This is a genomic window from Paenibacillus sp. LT-B23 (genome assembly GCF_059417685.1).
This window is the reverse complement of sequence record NZ_JBSQBM010000007.1, coordinates 177,032-195,279: the sequence shown is the minus strand read 5'-3', so window position 1 is coordinate 195,279 and position 18,248 is coordinate 177,032. Positions and strand designations below refer to the sequence as shown.

Here is an 18,248-nt window from a genome sequence, read left to right as displayed (position 1 = left end):
CCTTAATAGAGGGCAATAGCGTCTATTTTCATCGTCGGGTCTGCCTCCAAAATACCGAAATGACGTGTCCAATACAGCTCAATCGTAAAACGCGCCGGAAGAAACAGGTCCAGAATTAAATCCGCTTTGATCCGTGATAACTGCGTTTCCTCCTGACCGATATAGATGAGCAATTCGTCCTTTTCCTCACAATTGGTATAAATGATCGAACGGTGAAATACGCGGCGCATCGTTTCTTTTAGCAGATGTACAGCTTCCCCCGTCTCATACAGCCGCAGCAATCCTTCGGCAATCGCATCCTGCTCCTCACGGTTTAACTGTACAAAGCTTTCGCTCACCTTCGGGCCAAAAATGCCGTTCCCGATGTCACGCTGAACAAACCGGATATGGTACTCCCGCCGATTCATGCCCTGATACAAATCCGTTTCTGCCAGAAAATGTATCATAATATCGAACAGCGATTCCCTCAGCTCCAGGTACTCCTCAGCATCCGGCGGAAACAGGTCCCGAAAAATAGAATAAAAGCGGTAGTATGGATTGATTTCCACCACCTGCTCCAGCTCGGATGTATTCAGCTCGGTCAGACTCAGCTCCATATACGGGGAATAGCTGACAGCGGGTACAAACCGGAAGCTGTTAACATCTAACTCCTGTTCCTTTGCGCGCATAAGCAAATCCCAGACGTAATTCACAGCCATTCTCCTTCACACTTGTACTCCGGGAAATACATTTGCACTTCCGACACCAGAAAGCTCATCAAGTCGGATAAAATGTATGCAGGAAATGTTGACGAAGCTTCCGCAGAACCGTGTCTGAACCCCAATCGCATGATCTGCTTGCCTTCCTCCGTCCGCACGTTGTCACTGACAAACGGATTTAACGGATACGTCTGGGATTTGGATAAAAGCTTGCTCACATCATTTCTGCCTGTGCCTCCCCAAATGTCCACACGCTCCAATTCCAATCCCTGTGCAGCTTCAAAAGAATGTACAATGCGCGTAATCTCAGCTTTGGCTCGAACGATCACAGCCTGTTTGCCTGCATAGCGGCCCAAAAAGCTGTCCTGCCGCCGATTGGACAACACCGGATAGGTCTGACGACTAAGTCGCGTCAGGACGGGCTTCGTAACCTTTAACACATTCCATTCGCCGGACTTATCACGTGGCGTGACAATCGTCAGTTCCTCTTCCGTGCGCTTGATATACCGGATATCGCCTTCCACTCCGTCAATCAGGTAGCCGTGCTCAGGTCCTGTTTTACGTAAGGGAAGCACATGCTCATAGTTCACATGATCTATAGCCGGTATTGGGAAACCACTGTTTTTCAGAGACAGTCGTTCAATGTTCCAAAGTGGAAAAACATCCACCTTCTTAAAACCATCGAATTCCTCCAATGAGATCGTAATTTCGTGAATTTCCTCATCAGCGGCAGGCTCGCCTTCTCCTCCAACCAGTACACAATCGACAAATTTATAAGCATACGGATGATTAATGGTCTTCCACGGCATGCCATTTTGCATGAACATAAGATATAGCTTCTCAATCTCCAAAATATAAGAACGGTTGTGCTCCAGACGAAAACGAATCGGATAGCTTCCCGTTTCCGTTACCAACGTTCCCCCGAAAACCCGGTTGCTGCGTACAAGTGCGGTGATCTGCTCGGTCTCCATCTCCAGAAAAAGAGTAAATAGCGGCAACGCTCCGTCTTCCCGAACGACCTCTGCCACGCGGCTGATATCCATGACCTTGTCCTTGGTATCTGACGGCAACACCGGATATAAAAATTCATGAATCGGATCATAGTCCTCACGTGATGTCAATGACACGTACACGTCAAACTTCTCTTCCGTATTCTCAATTTCCTCAAATACCCGCCGTTCCAGCTGGCGGGTCATTTCTTCCTGATATTCGACGAGGTTCATAAACACCCCCGCCATCATATTTTTCAGCAAACGTCTCTGCTCCAGATCGTCCATCTTGCTCAAACGGTCCTGCACCAGCTCTTTCACGACGTCTCACTCCTTCCCGGCTCCAGCATTCATTGAACATGAAAACCTTAACTTCCGTTCGCAGCCGCCTGATTCTGACTGCCTGAATCAGACGCACCCGCTTCTTTGGAAGCGGAATCAGCAGTTCCTTGCTCCTTGCTGGCGGGTGCCTTCGTCGAAGAGGCATTCCCATCACTCGTACTGCCGCTCTTGGCAGTTGAAGAAGCTTCCTTCTTCGCGGCTGCTGTATCCGCTGATTTCATTGTTGCAGCATTACCCGTAGCTGCCGCAGCCTTGGTTTGCGATGCTGTAGCAGGGGGCACAGCAGTAGCAGCTTCGTCCGCTACGTCCCCGGTGCCTGTATCGTTCAGCGCTCCGTCAGATAGTCCCGCTCCAGCAGCAAGTTGACCATTTTTCTGCTGATCCGCGCTCTGTTTCTCCTCTGCCTTCGCAATACTCCGCTCCAGTGCCAGTACGCTTTCAAGCTTGCCGATTTCCTGATAAATCTCCTGTGCTCCGCTATAAGCGTCAATGGCTCCTTCATAATCGAGATCCTTCATCAGCCGATCCCCTCTGGCCTGTAGCTTGCCAGCCTGAATTTCCTTGAGTTGCTGCTGGATGGCCGTCATTTTATCATTGGTCTCGGTAATCTTCTTCTCCAGCTCTTTTTGCGCAGATGTATAGCCGGATTCCATCGCAGCTTTATTCGCCTTCGTATACAGCTTGAGCGCACTCGTGTAATCGCCGCCCTGAAATTTCAGATCCCCATCCTTCATCCAGCTCGCCGTTTCGGCATAGCTGTCCAGCTGGTCGATTTTTTTCTCAATATCCTTCACATTAAACGGCGGGTACAGACCGGCACTTTTCCGCGCTTTATCGTAGCTGGCTTCGGCTTTGGTAAAGTCTGCTTTTTCCACATATCCATCCCCGTCAACCATGAGTTGAGATACTTTCTGCTCTGCCATATACAGTCGCTTGTGAATCTTATCGTTAATTTTAACTGCCGCGTTTTTCGCTTCACTGTAGGACTTGAGCGCCTTCGCATAATCTCCTGCCCTGGCATAATCATCCGCGGCCTGAGCCGATTCGACCATTGTTTCCAGCGCAGCGGCCTTGTTCGCAGCCATACGAGCCAGAGTAATCCACGCTCCCCCGCCTACGATCACAAAGGCAAGCAACGCTATCAAAATCCGTTTGATCAGCTTGCGACGGTTTTTAGGCTTTTCCTGAAAAATTTTGTTCACATAGATGGCGGCAGCCGTATAATTGTTCACCGTCCGGCGCTGCTTGCTCAGCAGAACCTCTTCCAGCTTATCCGTCAGCATGACCGGGTCCTTTGCTTCCTCCAGCGCACCCAGCATTTCCGCCAGTTCGACGTCCTCCCACATGCCGGATGTGGCGAGCAGCATTACATCTCCATCTGCAAGCTGTGTCTTTTTGGCAACATGGGCATGAACTCCATTCGGATTTCCCAGATATTCCAGCAGATTTCCCCGTTCCTCATGCGTGCTGGTCGCTTCGTCGGGAATACGTCCGTCATCCGCCAATGACTGAGCCAGGCTATGATCCTTACTGCGAAAATTAAGCCGTCCATTGCGAAAATGATACAGTCGCACATTACCGCACGAAACGTATACCATTTTGTTGTAGTTGGTCACCACCATCAGCAGACTGGCCTTGAGCCGCACACGGCGGCTTTCAAATTGCAGCCATTCCTGCGCTTCACGCAGGTCTCTCATCAGGCGACGCTTGGACATGGAAGGCTTCTCCATGAAGTTTTCCAGCACCGTTTTGACAACCATTTCTGCGCTGCGCAGCTCCTGATCCGAATCCAGACCGTCTGCGAGGACATAACAGGCCATGTCGTCCGTCTCCATGAATGCAAAATAGTCCCGGTTGTCTATGTAAGAGCCCGCTTCCGACACAAAGGCGGTACTAAAATCGCTGTTGTCCTTGCGCATCGCTACCCCCGTCTTTCTTGTTTCATCCTATCGCCAACATAACCACTGTCGCGTTATCCTGACTTTTAAAACCTTTATCATTAATCGTATCGATCATCGCTTCCGCCATTTCCTGCGGTGTTCCACCCTTGCGCATGATCTCTTCCAGCTCAATCTCCGTCAGTGCCTCCTGAATTCCATCGCTGCACAACAGCACATGATCGCCTGCGTACAGGCGAATCGGCGCAGCACCAAGCTCCATGCTCTCAAAGCCCTCATAGCCCAAATAATTGACCAATTGATTGCGAACCGGACTCGTTTTGGCCTCTTCCGAGGTCATTTGCCCAGCCAGCACCCGTTCCTCCAGCAAGGTTTCCGCTGTATGCTTGGAATTGACGCTCTGAAAATGACCGTTACGGTAAATCGTAATCAGGCTATCTCCTACCGCTCCGTAATACAACTGATAGCCGCAAACGATAACCGCCGCCAGCGTCGTCCCTCCGCCCTGCCCATTCAAATTTTGCAAAATACCGCGATTGCTCTGAGTTGCCGCTTCTGCAAAATATCCGTTCAGGTTCGACCCATCCTCCAGCTTGGCGAACGCCTTCGTAAAGGTCGTCACCGCCAATGTACTGGACATGCGTCCATTAGCCAGCCCGCTGATGCCGTCTGCGACAACGGCCAGCGTACCGACAGGTGTTGTCATACTTGCAAAATAATCGTCCTGCTCGCTTCGGCTCCCGATCGTTTGACCATTTCCGATCTCAATTCCACTCACGGTACGGCTGCCGGGACTTCGCGTCAGCCGCATGCGGATCATGAGAAGAACAGCGAATAGCACCGCAGCTCCGCATACAACAAAATAAGGCTGCATTTCGTTACCTCCCTGCACCATGCCACTTCCGTCCTAGTTTTCGTTATCCCACTCAAAATGGGCGCCGCATAGCGGGATAAAGATAAATTTGCTGTGTCCCAGTTGAATCACGTCATAAGCAGCCAGCTCTGCTGGTGAATATACTGCCTCGTTATTGTGATACGCCAAGCCTGACGAATCCCCCGGCAGCAAGTAGAAATTACGCTTCTTCGGATCATACACAATGACCGCATGATTTCTGCGGGAAATCGTGTTATCACCAATAATACGGACATGCATTTCCTCGGCGCGTCCAATAAAGTTTTTCTCAGCCATAATGCGGTAGTCCTGACCCACCTGCGCACCTTCGATGCATACCAACCATCCGGTTACCGGGTGAATCCCCGTGGTTTCGCCCAAATACGGCATCGTTCTGTCATCGTCTCCCGCACCGTTGGTTTTTGCCGTTGGTTCAACACTTTTGGGTGCGGCTACATTTACCACCGTATTACAATAAGGACACGTATTTCCGTGCTTTCGTGTACTGAACATGTGTCCGTTCGGGCATCTTGTCAAACTCATAATCGGTTCCTTCCCCCATTGTCATGATTGTCTTTTCAGCTATTTCACGAGCAGTCTCGTATTGGCGATATATAATAAATCACCTGTGTAAATCCGGTATGGCTCACCGCTTTCCAGCTTCTTGGTGACACTTTCGTTTGCAGGCCGCAGCCCGGTACCGTTACCGGAATCCACATCCTCCACAAACCAGTCGCTGTTCACCCGGTTGAGCACCGCATGCTCCACGCTTACAAGAGATGCATAATCTGTACCTGCCAAATCAATATCCGCCTCGGAGCGAGCCGTTGTTTTGCCGATCAGGAGCGAAGTTTCGCCTTCGATATACCATTCTTTAATGGACTCACCCTCTTCATCCATCAGTATCAGCTTGGCAATCCGATTGCGCTGTGTCTTTGGCTTCACCACACGTTCAACTGACACCAGATTACGCAATATGTATACAAGCACGCCGATTCCGATACCTATCACGACCACGGTTTTCAAACCGCTATAGCCTGTACGACTAAACATATAAAAGGCGATCGCCAGCATCAGCCCGAACATGGCAACATCTATGATGAAAACCCATCTGTTCTGCGCCGTTTTCACTGCTTGCTTCCCCCGTTTCTATCCTGAAATCATCACTTTTTACGAATACCAAAAAACTGGTTAAACATCGCCGAGGTATCCGTCGGATCACCGGATTTTTTCGTTTTTTTCCCCGGTGAGCCTTCTTTCGTTTTCGGATGAAAACCGAAAAATTGCTCAAAATCAGTTCCTATATCAGCCGGATTAAATCCTTTGGCTGCGGTGCGAGCACCGCTGGAAGATGCTGACCCTCTTCCTCTCTCTTGCTGCGGTCCGCCAGCTCCCTCTGTTTTTCGGATGAGCTCGGCATCGTATGCCTGCCGCAATGCTTCGTCACGCAAGGTATTGTAAGCCTCGTGGATCAGCTTGAACTTGCGCGTTGCTTCCTCGCTTCCCTGGTTGGTATCAGGATGATACTTTTTGGCCAGTTTGCGGTAAGCCTGCTTAATCTCTGTCTCCGAAGCATCCCGGCTGACACCGAGCAGCTCATAATAATTGGTCATTGTGTGATGTTCCCCTCTCCGAAAAAAACAAATATTAAGAGACCCGGGGGCCTCTTAATATTGATCCACCCTACGCTTGCACGTGGAGTGAGTGTGTGTTCAAGCTGCGCTTAACGTCAGTACGTCAAGCTTAAACCGGATATCCGCCGTCGATGGTAGCCAGCTCGGTTTTGTCTTTCTTTTGTTTAATGTAGAGTGTAAATGCACCTACACCTTCTGTGTCACCGAAATGCTCGTTGTAATCTACAACGAATGCGTTCGGGAAGTGGATTTTACGCACAACTTGGTCAGCTGCGATAACTTCCAGTGTTACTTTACGGTAGCTGTCTGCTTTTTCAGCAGGAACCAGGGACCACAAAGCCAGTTTCAGCGTGTCATCCGCGCTGTCGCCGTCTACGGCTGTGATAATTTTACCGCTGATGCGCAGCGTGGAGCCTACGTCAGTGGAGCGTGCATTGGAGTCGTCCGGTGTATCGGTGTCATAAATAACCGTTTGGATGTTATCCAAGCCCAGCTCGATTGTTTCCTGTCCTTCAACTTTCAGTCTGAATCCCATGTGTGTTGCCTCCTTGAAATTAGGTAATATGATGGCGGGAGAAGCAGGGCTTCTCCGCAATTTATGTATAAAGGCGGTTCTGGATAGAAACGCCTCTAACATCTTTCGTAGCGCTCGGATCATGATTTGACCGAGCTGGTTCCTTTAGTAATCATGACTTCCAGGTTCTTCACATTGCCGTTGAAGACCAGATCGATATGGCACATATTGCTTTTCTCATCAATAATAAAGCTCATATCGTCTCCGTCCTGAATGATCGAGTTTACAGATCCTCTGCTGCCCAGCCACTTGCTCTTTTGGCTGCTTGGATTGTTACTGAAGAAGCGGACGATATTTTCGTGCTTGAAGTCTCCTGTCTGGTAGCGCAAAATACGTTCAATGTACGTGCTGACCAGCGTCTTGTAGATGGAGTCAAAGCCGTCCTCGGACATCGCCATGCTTCTCGCCTTGTAGACGGTAATCCGGCGGATATCCTTATCCTGAATCTGAGCATTCTCGGACGAGAATACAAAGCCGAAGTTTTTACGGTTGATGGCATCCTTGATCGTGTTGGTGAACCCCGTGATTTCCTTGGCCATCGTCGTCACTGTGCGCAGACTGTTGTCTCCCGCTTCAATGTCGAAGCGTACGCCAGGGAAGTTTTTGTTGACCGTTTTGAACGTCTCACGCAGGTATTCGGGACACTGATAAGAAGCAACCAAACCAGCAGCAACGTAGGCTGCACCCACATAAACGCCTTCGATCCACAGCTTGAGGATATCCTCTTTCTCCTTGGAGAGCTGCACACCGCTTTCGGTCTGTAGCATTTTGCTATCGATAATGACACCCGATTTGTCCTTCGGAATAATCGTGAAGTTCGGTACGCAAGGAATCGCAAATTCGCTGTATTCTCTGCGAACGAGACTGGCGCATTTGTCGACATATTTGTCGATACCTGCTGTCGCCATACTGTTGAAAGTCGTTTCTTCACCGGATTCAAAATTAAAGAACATTTGAATTTTGTAATCCTTCACAACTTGCAGCAGCATCGAGAGCGATTCCATCGAATTTCCGCCCTGCTTAACGACCTTCTCGTTGCCCTTAAAGCGTTCACGTGAAACCTTCACCTTACCGGCTGCTTCCAGCTCGACGGATGGAACGATACCGAACCAGATCGTGTCGCTGAATTCATTTTTGGCATTCACGGTGTTCAGGTATGTTTCAAGACGCGGGATATTGCTGCTTTTCACCAGCATGTCCAGCTTGTTATTGGCCACCAGCATGGTCGGCAACATACCTTTGCTCTTCGTTGCATATTGATCGAAGAACATTTTGACACCGAGGATTTTTTCCACAAGCGGCTTAACCGCCTTTACGAAATCATCCTTGGCATTTTTATAGAACTCCAGATACGTGTTGTAGTTCTGAACTTCAACTGCTGTATCAACCTTGGTCTGAACAGCCGGCAGCGGCACAAATGTGCGAACCACCAAATCCTTCACATAGTCGGAAGGCGTATCGGTAATCGAGTTGTAATCTTCCTCGAACACCTGTGACAAATCGCCCGTGCTGTTCTCGTCCAGCAGCATCAGCTCGGTGCTGTCACTCTTCGGTGCTTCAATAATTTTCAGCTCGCCGCTTTCCCCAATAGAAAGCATACCCACCTGGATCAGCTCACCGGAGTTTTCCTCCTGGGCGCCACCGAGCAAAAGGCGGGTTTTGATATCCTCAATCGCCAATGGCAGCATCGCCATAACGTTGTTATAGTTCTGGCTTGCTTCCTCGAACATGCCATTCAGCTTGTCGCCCATGTCGAGTTTCTTCGGATCGCCATCATCCAGCTTGTCATATTCACCATACATATAGTGAATTTCTTTGCGGACTTGGCGAATATCGTCCATAACCTTTTTCGGAGAAATCATGTCCAGCAGATTTTCAAACTTGAAATCCACGTTTGTGATTCCTTGGCTGCGCTTGGTATCGATGAGCGTAAACAACATTTTCAGAAAATCATTACTTTGGTTCACACGAATTTCAGAAATGCTGTCCTCATCAATCCCTTCCGGCTTTTTGAGGGTATAGACCACTTTTTGATTAGCCGCGTTAAAAAACGAATACACAGTCGGCGAAAATTTATCCAAAAATTCGTCGAAGCTGCGCACCAGAAGGTGCTGGTTAATTTCCTTGATTTTCTCATCACTCAAGCTGTCAATGCCCTTCACATCACCTACAATTGTGATCAGGTCCAGCTTTTCCGGGTTGATTTCTTCAAAAAGCATTGTCCGGTTTGTTTGATAAATGATTTCCATCGCTGTCGGCAAACGAAATTAAAGTATGGATATACGTCGAAAGCCCCATACACGGACACGGGATGTCCAATTTAGAGCAATCGGGTTTCCACGCTTAGTTCCTTTGCCTCCTCCCCCCTACATAACATTCAAATTGGCCAAAGGATTCGGCTCATACTGCTATACGCAGCACAGGCATGTAACCTCGAAAATCAGTCCGAAGCGTTCGTTTAACTTTTAATGGCAAAATTAACAAACGGAGATATATCGTTCAGGTAACAAGGAAAATTGCGATTCTGTTATTCCGTGATCCTACTGTTATCCCATTTTTTGCCGTTGATACGAGAGCTATCATACAAAGTACCCGTTAGTTTTGTCAATTTCTGTAGCCCCAGATTGAAACAGGGCAATTCGACTCATTTTATGCGTAAATACGTAATTTTTATGATATGTTAGACCTGTTTATTCAGGGAATTATTCACAAATGGAACTCAATTGCCGATAGAAATCCATTGGATATTTCTGTTAAGCGTAAAAGTATCAAATTCATGGCTAATGTGAGGGTTAACAGTCTGTTTTGATCCTTTATCCCTTATATACCAAGGATTAGGAGAGTGGGCGCGCCCGCATTGGCCTCGTCGATGGAGGGGCTTATGTTCAGAATGAGGAAATTGGGAATTATTGCTTTTATGACTTTTGTACTATTTTTTCAAATTGGCTCAAACGGGGTCATTTGGACTGTAAATCAGGCCAATGCCGCATCTTTGGGAACTGTTCCAGTCGAGGGTTATGATGCCGTTTTTGTATTGGATACCAGCTATTCCATGAGGGATACCGATCCCGAGGGCATTGCGGCCGAAGTTATCAATATGTTTATGGATTTGAGTGATGCAGACCGTACACGCGTCGGATTCGTCGCTTACAACCATCATGTAGTCGCCTCGAAGTCGCTGACTTCTATTGCGGTAGCAGCGCAAAAATCACAAATTCAGCAGGAAATCAGAACACTGAACCGTTCCGGTTATACAGATTTGGGACTTGGATTGCGTAAAGGCTCGGAACTGCTTGCCGCAGGGACTTCCAAAGGACGTCAGCCTTTTATGATCCTGTTATCGGATGGAGAGACTGATTTTGGAGCCTCTTCCGGTTCCCGATCCAAAGGGGACTCAAGTAATGACGTGTCCTCCGTCATTAAGTCTGCACAGACCAAAGGATACCCTGTGTATACCATTGGACTGAATCATGACGGCACGGTGAACCGACAAGAACTGGAGCGAATCGCTTCGCAAACGGGGGGAGCTTCTTTTATAACGAGCAGCGCCGAGGATCTGCCGGAAATTTTGAACCGTATTTTTGCCAGCCAGATTCGTTCCAAGCTCGTTCCAGTCGCCGCGATTACGACCACCGGCGAAATGCAAGAATTAACAGTAGATATACCGGATTCCAGCATGGAAGAAGCCAATCTGGTGCTTTTGTCGGAGCATCCTCTTCAGGAAACACAGCTCTATTCCAATTCAGAAAATGTCCGCAGGTACAAATCGAGTCGATATGCGATTTTAAAAATTGAGCATCCACAGGCAGGCAAAGTCAAGCTGAAACTGAGGGGCATACGCGGAGATTTGGTCAAAATCAATTTGCTTGGCAGCTATCGACTGGAAGCTGAGGCTACCATGACGGGAAACAAGGAAACACAAGCCAGTGGAAACAAACCCGTGCAGCTACTTAAAGGACAAGCCATACCGTTCAAGGCCCAGTTGTTGCTGCCGGACGGTCAAAAGCTTACAGATGAAGCCGTATACAAATCGCTTCAAGCCAATATCATGGTTACACCCGTAAAGGGTGGTACAAGCAAAAAGGTACCTATGACCTACAAGTCGGGATTCTTTCAGGCCGAATACGCGTTCCCTCTAACGGGAGATTATACGTGGCAGTTGTCTTTGGACAGCCCGCAATGGTATCGCAAGGGAGCAGTCCATACCGTCCATGCGGCGAATGCAGCACCGCAGGCTTTAAAGGACCTGACGATTCGTCTCGTGAAGGAAGACGGGGATGCCCGCCGGAGTTTAAGCGAATTTTTTGCTGATCCTAATCATGACAAGCTCACCTATAAGCTGGATTCAGGAGCCTCCGGGGATGCGGCGAATGCTGAGATTAACGGCACAGATCTGCTGTTATCCGGGCTTCACACGGGCGACTCCGAGCTGAAAATTACCGCTACCGATTCGGAAGGAGCATCCAGTAGCGCTACGCTGACCGTTGCCGTACAGTCCCGGTATACAGCCATCAAATGGACGGTAGCTGTTAGTGTCGTAGTAGCGGCACTTCTGTACTGGTTCTTGCGGCCAAAACCGCAGTTTGCGGGAAGAATCGAAGGATATTTCCTCGCGACAGCAAGTGGACAGGAGATTCCGGTAAAATCCTGGCCGCTTACCTCCTTTCCGGGACGGAAGGTCAGCTTGCAGGAGTTGTTCCGTACGCTTGACGTTCACGAACCGCTGCCGGAAGCGGAGCGGATTGTCTTTTCCGCAGGTAAAAAAGGGACTCTGGTGGTCAAACATGATACACGCTGCGCCTTGCAGCACGGGAAAGTCAGAATTGGCCGCAATAAAAAGGCCGTGCTGGAGTACAGCGACAAGCTCTACATTACGTTCGAGGACGGTGTAACTGAAATCGAGCTGCGGTACAAGGCGATCAAGCCCAATACCTCCGTGTACACCGATCATATTCAAGCTCCGACAGGATAATGGATAACGTCCGTCGGAAACAAAAAAGGGAAGCGCCGTCTCTTACGATTAACGAACCGTAAGAGTAGGGCGTTTCCCTTTTTTTATCCAATATTCCGCACACAGTGCGGCTTTAAACCATCTAAGCGAGCGGCAACGCTTGTTCGCCTGTACCTCCAGACCACGCCGAATCACATACGGCAGCAGGGAAAGACCTGCATTTTCGATCTGAATCCGGTCAGCCTGATCTGCAAACAATCTGCCCGGCACATCAGGTGGAGGTGATCCTTTTCGGCAATAATACAGCGTGGCGGCCAGACTGTAGATATCCGACACGGGTCCTTGCTGCGAGCGGTTAGAGTAGAACTCCAGCGGAGAGTAGCCCGCCGTGGTGAAGATCGGATGCTCTTTGCCTTCAAAATGCACAGCCGATCCAAAATCAAGCAGCTTGATGTTGCCATTCTCCCCGATCATAATGTTGCCCGGCTTAATATCCCGATGAATAATGCCTTTGTCGTGAATATACTCCATGGCATCAATTAAAGGCAGCAGTGAATGATATAAAAAAGCAGGATCAGACGTTGGAGCATCCTCTTCCTTCATCACCAGGTCCAGCGTCTTGCCGGCACAGTATTCCATGACCAGATAAGCGGTTCCATTTTCTTCAAAGTGATCTATATAACCGACAATACCCGGATGGCTTAATTCCTTGAGCATCTGCCCTTCACGCAAGAAATAATGCATAAACTCCACATATTTGAATTGCATAGATGCACTGCAAGTCACGGTTTTTCGATCCGATCCCCGCAAAGCGAGCGCATTCGGAAAAAACTCCTTAACAATGACCTTTTCTCGATTATCCAACAGCCTTGCCGTATACACGATGGCCAGCTCACTGCGGGACAAGGCGCTTCGAATTTGATATGTATTTCGCAGCTTCGTATTGCGGGCAAGCAGGCTCCCGCTTGTATCCACGATCATGACTCGTCCTCCTGTCAGGTTCTTAGCTTATGTCTTTTGTATATATCGGCTTATCACATATCTTTTTATTATACCGTATAATCGAATAATGGAAAAACAAATAACCTGCCATAATCTCCCTCAGAGAAATGATGACAGGTCTTTTGGCATTCATCTGGTACTTTGTTCTCAATCCCTTTTAACCCAGCTTCGTTTCAGGCTTCATGCTGCGCATGCTGTTGGTATTTTTCTTCCGTTGGCTGCGCAAATTGCCTTGATCCGGGGTACGGATGGTGAGTGCAATCAAGAACGATACGACACACAGTACAGCAATCGTGGTAAAGGTCGGGATGAATCCGCCAAGCAAGGCTGCGATAAAGGAACCCGCCAGCGCACCGAGGCCAAAGCCCTGATACACGATACCGTAGTTCTTACTTTGGTTTTTTAGACCGAAGAAATCCGCCACGATGGCAGGAAAGACTGTGATATTACCGCCGAAGCAAAAGGCAATCCCTGCTACACAGGCAAAGAACAAACCGTAATTCAGCGGTACCAGACTCAGCACTGTAACTGCGACCGCTGTTGTTAGCAGCGCACCTGCTACTACTTTCAGACGACCAACTTTATCCGACAGCGCACCTAATATGATCCGACCCGCCGTGTTGAAAATAGCAACCATAGCAACCGCATTGGCGGCTGTAGCTACATCCAGCCCCGCCATCCGTACGCCGATATCCTTTACAACTCCAATCAGATACAAGCCACTCATACAAGCCGTAAAGAACATGACGAATAACAGATAAGCCTGCTTGGTGCGCAGCATTTCTTTTACAGTGTAATCACGCTGCACAACTCCATTTTGTACCGAAGGCTTGTTCACGACTGCTGCTTCCCGTACCAAGAAGGAACCGCCCACAATCATGATCAGCACGATCATTCCCCAATACAGAAACGCCTGCGATACGCCAACGGACTGAATTAACGAACCATTGATATACTTAAATATAAGACTGCCTGTTCCGTATGCCCCAACCGAGATACCGGAAATGAGTCCTTTTTTCTCAGGGAACCATTTGATCAGATTCGACAGTGATGTAATATAAGCCGTTCCATCCGCAAAACCTACGACAATACCCGCCAAAATGTACAACAGGGACAGGGAAGTTACCTGTGAGCTGAGCATAAGTCCTGCGCCCAACACAACGCCCGCGCACAAAATCAGACGACGTAATCCCCATTTATCCTGTAGCTTACCTGCGAACAATGTAGCAAACGCCAGCGCAAAGCTGGTAATCGAAAATGTAATGGCGACCGAGCTGAGATTCCAGCCAAAGCGGTCCACCAGCGGTTGATTGAATAAACTCCATGTGTAAATCGTTCCTAAACCCATTTGGACAATAATCGTTCCAAGCACGACCAGCCAACGGTTTCCGCTGTTTGTTTTCATATAAATCTCCTCTTTTCATTCCGGCTCTACCGCTTCAATTCGTTATCATGATAACCGGGAATCCAGTACGCTTTGCGTCTTGGGAGAAGCAAGTCTGTAAGGATTCTCTCTACATGGATCATTATAACGCTGCATGTTAGCCAGAAATCGTTTGAGGAATGAAATGCACCTATAGCGGAATGAAATGCCTTTAAAGTCGCATAATTTGCCGAAATTCCTTGGCCTTGCTACGACTCACTGGAATCTCCGCGTCCAGACCACGCAAGCGCAGCAGGTACGTATGATTGAACCAAGGTACAATTTCACGGATCTGTGACAGATTAACCGTGTAGGATCGGTGACAGCGGAAAAAGTCCTGCTGCGGCAGTCTGGCATGAAATTCCGAGATGCTCATCGGCATCGTATATTCCTCATGTCTTGTAAAGACACGGGTGACCTTTTCCTGTGCGCACGCATAATAAATATCGTTCGCATCCGTTACAATGATTTTGTCGTTTTTCAGCAGATTAATACGGCCCGGAGCGCTAGCGGTGCTGGTTTCAGCAGGTCGGGGCTGCGCAGGTTGGGCAATCTCCTGTACCTGAACGTTCTGCTGCTCGTATGCATTTTCCAGCTTGCGCAGCATGGCGGCGATCCGCTTTTCATCATACGGCTTGAGGATGTAATCAAATGCCTCCAGTTCGAAAGCCTGCGCGGCATGCTCTTTATAGGCAGTCGTAAAAATAATATAAGGCTTTTTGGCAAATTTGCTAATGTTCTGCGCCAGCAGCATCCCGTCCAGAGAAGGAATGTTAATATCGAGAAAAATAGCGTCCGTCTCATGGTCCTGCAAAAAACGGAACACGTCCAGCCCGTCCTCAAAGCTGTCCGTCACTTCAATATGGCTGTGGGTCTGAATAAGATACTCCAGCTCTTCACGCGCCGGAATTTCATCTTCTACAATGATGGCCTTCATGACTGCTCCTTTGGTATGTCAAAATAAACTTCGGTGCCTTGCTCATGCTTGAGAATAATAACCCCTTCTCCATACATGAGCTTGAGTCGTCTATGCACATTATACAAGCCAATTTGTTTGGCCGGAACCCGATCATGATACAGGTTATCCACGACATCATCCCGTATGCCTACTCCTGTATCTGCCACAGAAATCCGCACCTTTTCTCCCCGATCCTTTACGGAAATGGTCACTGTACCCGGTCCCTTTTTCTTGAGAATTCCATGATTAATCGCATTCTCAACCAGCGGCTGAATGATAAGGCTTGGAATGCGTACGGACACCTCGTCCATCACATACTCCACCTGAAGCCGGTTGCCGAAGCGGGCTTTTTCAATTTCCACATAATCAGACACCTGCTGAAGCTCCTTATGAATTTCGATCACATCATCATTCAGCTCCAAATTATAACGCAGATATCCCGACAAATTAATAATCAGCTCTCGTGCCTTATCCGGCTTGGTGCGCGTCGTAGAGGCAATGGCGTTCAGCGCGTTGAACAGAAAATGCGGATTGATTTTAGTCTGGAGCGCCTTCAACTCGGCTTTATTCGCCGCTTCCTTAATTTGCTCCACACGCGATACTTCCATTAACGTGGATATAATTTGGGACAAGCCAATCGCCATGGTTTGCAACGGGTACGTGATTTTATAAGCTTTGCGGTAGTAAATTTTCAGGGTTCCGGTCACCTCTCCCCGTTCCTCCAACGGGATAATGAGCAGAGACTGGATTTGAGGTGTTTTATCGTCGGCAATATGGTTGCGAATCGTGATTTTACCGCTGCGGATCGTCGATTTGGTCACATCGCTAATGATCTCGTCGCCGATATGATAACGTTCCTCGCCAAAACCAACGTAGGCCAATACATCTCTGGTATCCGTAATCGCCACCGCGTCCGCCTTGATATCCTCCTTAATGATCGAACAAATGGTATGCAGCGATTCGGCATTAATGGAGCGAAAATAAGGCAGCGTCTTGTTGGCAATATCTAGTGCCAGCTTGGCCTGTCTGGCCGCGATATTTTCCTTTTCCCCCTCGACACTCTGAATCAGCAGAACGATTAGACCGACGCTGACTTGCCCGATAATCATCGGCAAACCGATCTTTGAAACGATGTCCAAACCAAGCTCATACGGTTGTGCCATCACCAAAATGAGCAGCATCGTCAATGTTTCGCAGATCATCCCGGCGGCAATACCGACCAGCCACCTCTTGGAGCGGTCGACCCGGCGCCCGATATATCCCGATACCACACCTGCCAGAATACTCGTAATCAGACACGGAATCGAGGTCACTCCCCCGATATCAATCAGATAACGGTGAATACCCGATACAATACCCGTAATAATCCCGACCCACGGTCCAAATAGGATGCCACCCGCCATAATCGCAATAATCCGAACATTGACGAGCGACCCTTCGACTTCGATCCCGGTATAGGTGCCGAACAGCGCAAACATACAAAAAATCATCGTCAATAGCGTCAGCTCTGCCGGGGAATGGCTATTCTTTTGCAAGGTTTCTTTAAACCGGGGAATACGAGTAATAAAAAATAGACAAATCAGCAACAACGCTGCGCGTTCAAATAGCTGCATCAGCATTTCCAAAAAGCCGTTCACATGCGTTCCTCCCAAATATAAACCCATTCATCAAGCCTTGTACCACTCTCACTATTCACATATTTCAAGATCAATCATGTCATTCCGGGCACGAATACTCGCCTTCCCGCCAATCGGATATGTAAATTGCGGTGTGGTATGTCCGAAATCGGCATCTGCAATCACCGGAATAGAGGTCAGTTCCTTTTTCGAGCTAATGATTTGCCGCAGCAACTTTTCCGTCATATGAGATGCCTGCTGAAAACGTCCGATGATGATTCCTCTCACCTGATCGAATCCCGGCTGGTGCAGCAATGATTGCAAATCTCGATCAAACGTAGCAGGAGAGCTTTCATAATCATCCTCAACCAATAGAATCGTTCCTTCCAGACTCGGCATATACGGCGTTCCCTGCAACAAATTCAGGGTGCAAAGGTTTCCACCCACAATCGTACCGTATGCTTCTCCTTCGTGAATCGCATAAGGCCCGACATTGCGGTGAAAGATTCGTTGATCCTGATCCAAATACCATGTATCGTCACTCCACTCTGGCGAAGGCTGGATTTGAATACTGCCCTCTTCCAACATCATCCTTTGAAAATACGCCGTCGTGTATTCATTTCCTTGCTGCATACCAAATGTCAAAAAATGAGGCCCTGCATACGTGATAAGTCCCGTTTTTGCATATATGGCATGACTTAAAGCAGTAATATCCGAATAACCACATAACCGTTTAGGATGAGCGCCAATCAGTTCATAGTCAAGGTGGGCAAGGAGCTGATTAGCATTATACCCTCCAATGGCAGTCAAAATGCCCTTCACCTTCGGATCGGCAAAAGCTTCGTGTAAATCTGCTACTCTGGATTCTATTGAGGAAGATGTAAAATCATCGCTTTCCAGCACATTCTGTGAAAAGCTTACCACAAATCCGAGCTGCTCCAGCTTTTGCTGGGCAATTAGACGATTTTTCTCAGAAACGATAGACAAACTTATGGACGGCGAAAGAATGCGTATCTCGTCTCCAGCCTTTAGTTTGGGTGCTTGCCTTCCCATTATCATGGTGATTCCCCCTATGTATGAAGCATTTAAACTGCCACAAATTATACCATCAACTTCCATCTATATAAACTGAGCTTAAAAGTTACCTATTGCTCCACTGCGCAGTCGGATAGTGCTTCGCTTGTACAGCACCATTCCGCCTACTCCCTTTTCTATGTACCTTTTTTAGTTCAGCCTATGTAATTATAGCTTTTAGAAATACACTCTCAACT

At 48.3% G+C, this 18,248-nt stretch carries 15 protein-coding genes; 1 reads left to right on the top strand and 14 read right to left on the bottom strand.

Annotated elements, in window-relative coordinates; translation table 11 throughout:
- Positions 1-2: 2 nt before the first annotated feature.
- From ACWXW9_RS11225 to ACWXW9_RS11185, 9 genes are all read right to left on the bottom strand, one after another.
- Complete coding sequence (locus ACWXW9_RS11225; protein ID WP_494929454.1) at positions 3-692, bottom strand: iron-dependent peroxidase; 690 nt, start codon at positions 690-692, stop codon at positions 3-5.
- Entirely contained in the window at positions 689-2,008 is a 1,320-nt protein-coding gene (locus ACWXW9_RS11220; RefSeq protein WP_494929453.1) for a normocyte-binding protein, read from the bottom strand. The genes ACWXW9_RS11225 and ACWXW9_RS11220 overlap by 4 nt, the downstream gene beginning before the upstream one ends.
- Positions 2,009-2,055: 47 nt before the next feature.
- Positions 2,056-3,948: a PP2C family protein-serine/threonine phosphatase gene (locus ACWXW9_RS11215; protein ID WP_494929452.1), complete on the bottom strand. Its 1,893-nt coding sequence runs from the start codon at positions 3,946-3,948 to the stop codon at positions 2,056-2,058.
- Between the two features lie 22 nt (positions 3,949-3,970).
- On the bottom strand, positions 3,971-4,801 hold the full coding sequence (locus ACWXW9_RS11210) for a PP2C family protein-serine/threonine phosphatase (RefSeq protein WP_494929451.1): 831 nt from the start codon (positions 4,799-4,801) through the stop codon (positions 3,971-3,973).
- 33 nt (positions 4,802-4,834) lie between these two features.
- Positions 4,835-5,362 (bottom strand): FHA domain-containing protein, encoded by a 528-nt coding sequence (locus tag ACWXW9_RS11205; protein ID WP_044647232.1) that lies wholly within the window; start codon positions 5,360-5,362, stop codon positions 4,835-4,837.
- 39 nt (positions 5,363-5,401) lie between these two features.
- Entirely contained in the window at positions 5,402-5,950 is a 549-nt protein-coding gene (locus ACWXW9_RS11200) for an FHA domain-containing protein (protein WP_494929450.1), read from the bottom strand.
- 32 nt (positions 5,951-5,982) lie between these two features.
- A complete protein-coding gene (locus tag ACWXW9_RS11195; RefSeq protein ID WP_044647230.1) occupies positions 5,983-6,432 on the bottom strand; it encodes a J domain-containing protein in 450 nt (149 codons plus the stop codon).
- A gap of 130 nt (positions 6,433-6,562) precedes the next feature.
- Positions 6,563-6,988, bottom strand: a complete 426-nt coding sequence (locus tag ACWXW9_RS11190) for a hypothetical protein (protein WP_013311475.1) — start codon at positions 6,986-6,988, stop codon at positions 6,563-6,565.
- A 119-nt stretch (positions 6,989-7,107) separates the two neighbouring features.
- On the bottom strand, positions 7,108-9,276 hold the full coding sequence (locus tag ACWXW9_RS11185) for a transcriptional regulator (RefSeq protein ID WP_149093953.1): 2,169 nt from the start codon (positions 9,274-9,276) through the stop codon (positions 7,108-7,110).
- Between the two features lie 632 nt (positions 9,277-9,908).
- On the opposite strand from ACWXW9_RS11185, the gene ACWXW9_RS11180 reads away from it, so the two are divergent.
- Positions 9,909-11,999 carry a VWA domain-containing protein gene (locus ACWXW9_RS11180; RefSeq protein ID WP_494929449.1) on the top strand — a complete coding sequence of 697 codons (2,091 nt, stop codon included), beginning with the start codon at positions 9,909-9,911 and terminating at the stop codon, positions 11,997-11,999.
- Between the two features lie 48 nt (positions 12,000-12,047).
- Here the strand turns inward: ACWXW9_RS11180 and ACWXW9_RS11175 are convergent, their stop codons facing one another.
- The 5 genes from ACWXW9_RS11175 to ACWXW9_RS11155 form a co-directional block, all read right to left on the bottom strand.
- On the bottom strand, positions 12,048-12,959 hold the full coding sequence (locus ACWXW9_RS11175) for a serine/threonine protein kinase (RefSeq protein WP_494929448.1): 912 nt from the start codon (positions 12,957-12,959) through the stop codon (positions 12,048-12,050).
- Positions 12,960-13,137: 178 nt separating this feature from the next.
- On the bottom strand, positions 13,138-14,385 hold the full coding sequence (locus tag ACWXW9_RS11170; RefSeq protein WP_494929447.1) for an L-lactate MFS transporter: 1,248 nt from the start codon (positions 14,383-14,385) through the stop codon (positions 13,138-13,140).
- 190 nt (positions 14,386-14,575) lie between these two features.
- Complete coding sequence (locus ACWXW9_RS11165) at positions 14,576-15,340, bottom strand: LytR/AlgR family response regulator transcription factor (protein WP_494929446.1); 765 nt, start codon at positions 15,338-15,340, stop codon at positions 14,576-14,578.
- The gene (locus tag ACWXW9_RS11160) at positions 15,337-16,998 is read right to left on the bottom strand and encodes an ECF transporter S component (protein WP_494929445.1); all 1,662 of its coding nucleotides are present in this window, start codon (positions 16,996-16,998) and stop codon (positions 15,337-15,339) included. Before ACWXW9_RS11160 ends, ACWXW9_RS11165 begins: the two co-directional genes overlap by 4 nt.
- Positions 16,999-17,049: 51 nt before the next feature.
- The gene (locus ACWXW9_RS11155; protein ID WP_494929444.1) at positions 17,050-18,036 is read right to left on the bottom strand and encodes a S66 family peptidase; all 987 of its coding nucleotides are present in this window, start codon (positions 18,034-18,036) and stop codon (positions 17,050-17,052) included.
- Positions 18,037-18,248 lie beyond the last annotated feature (212 nt).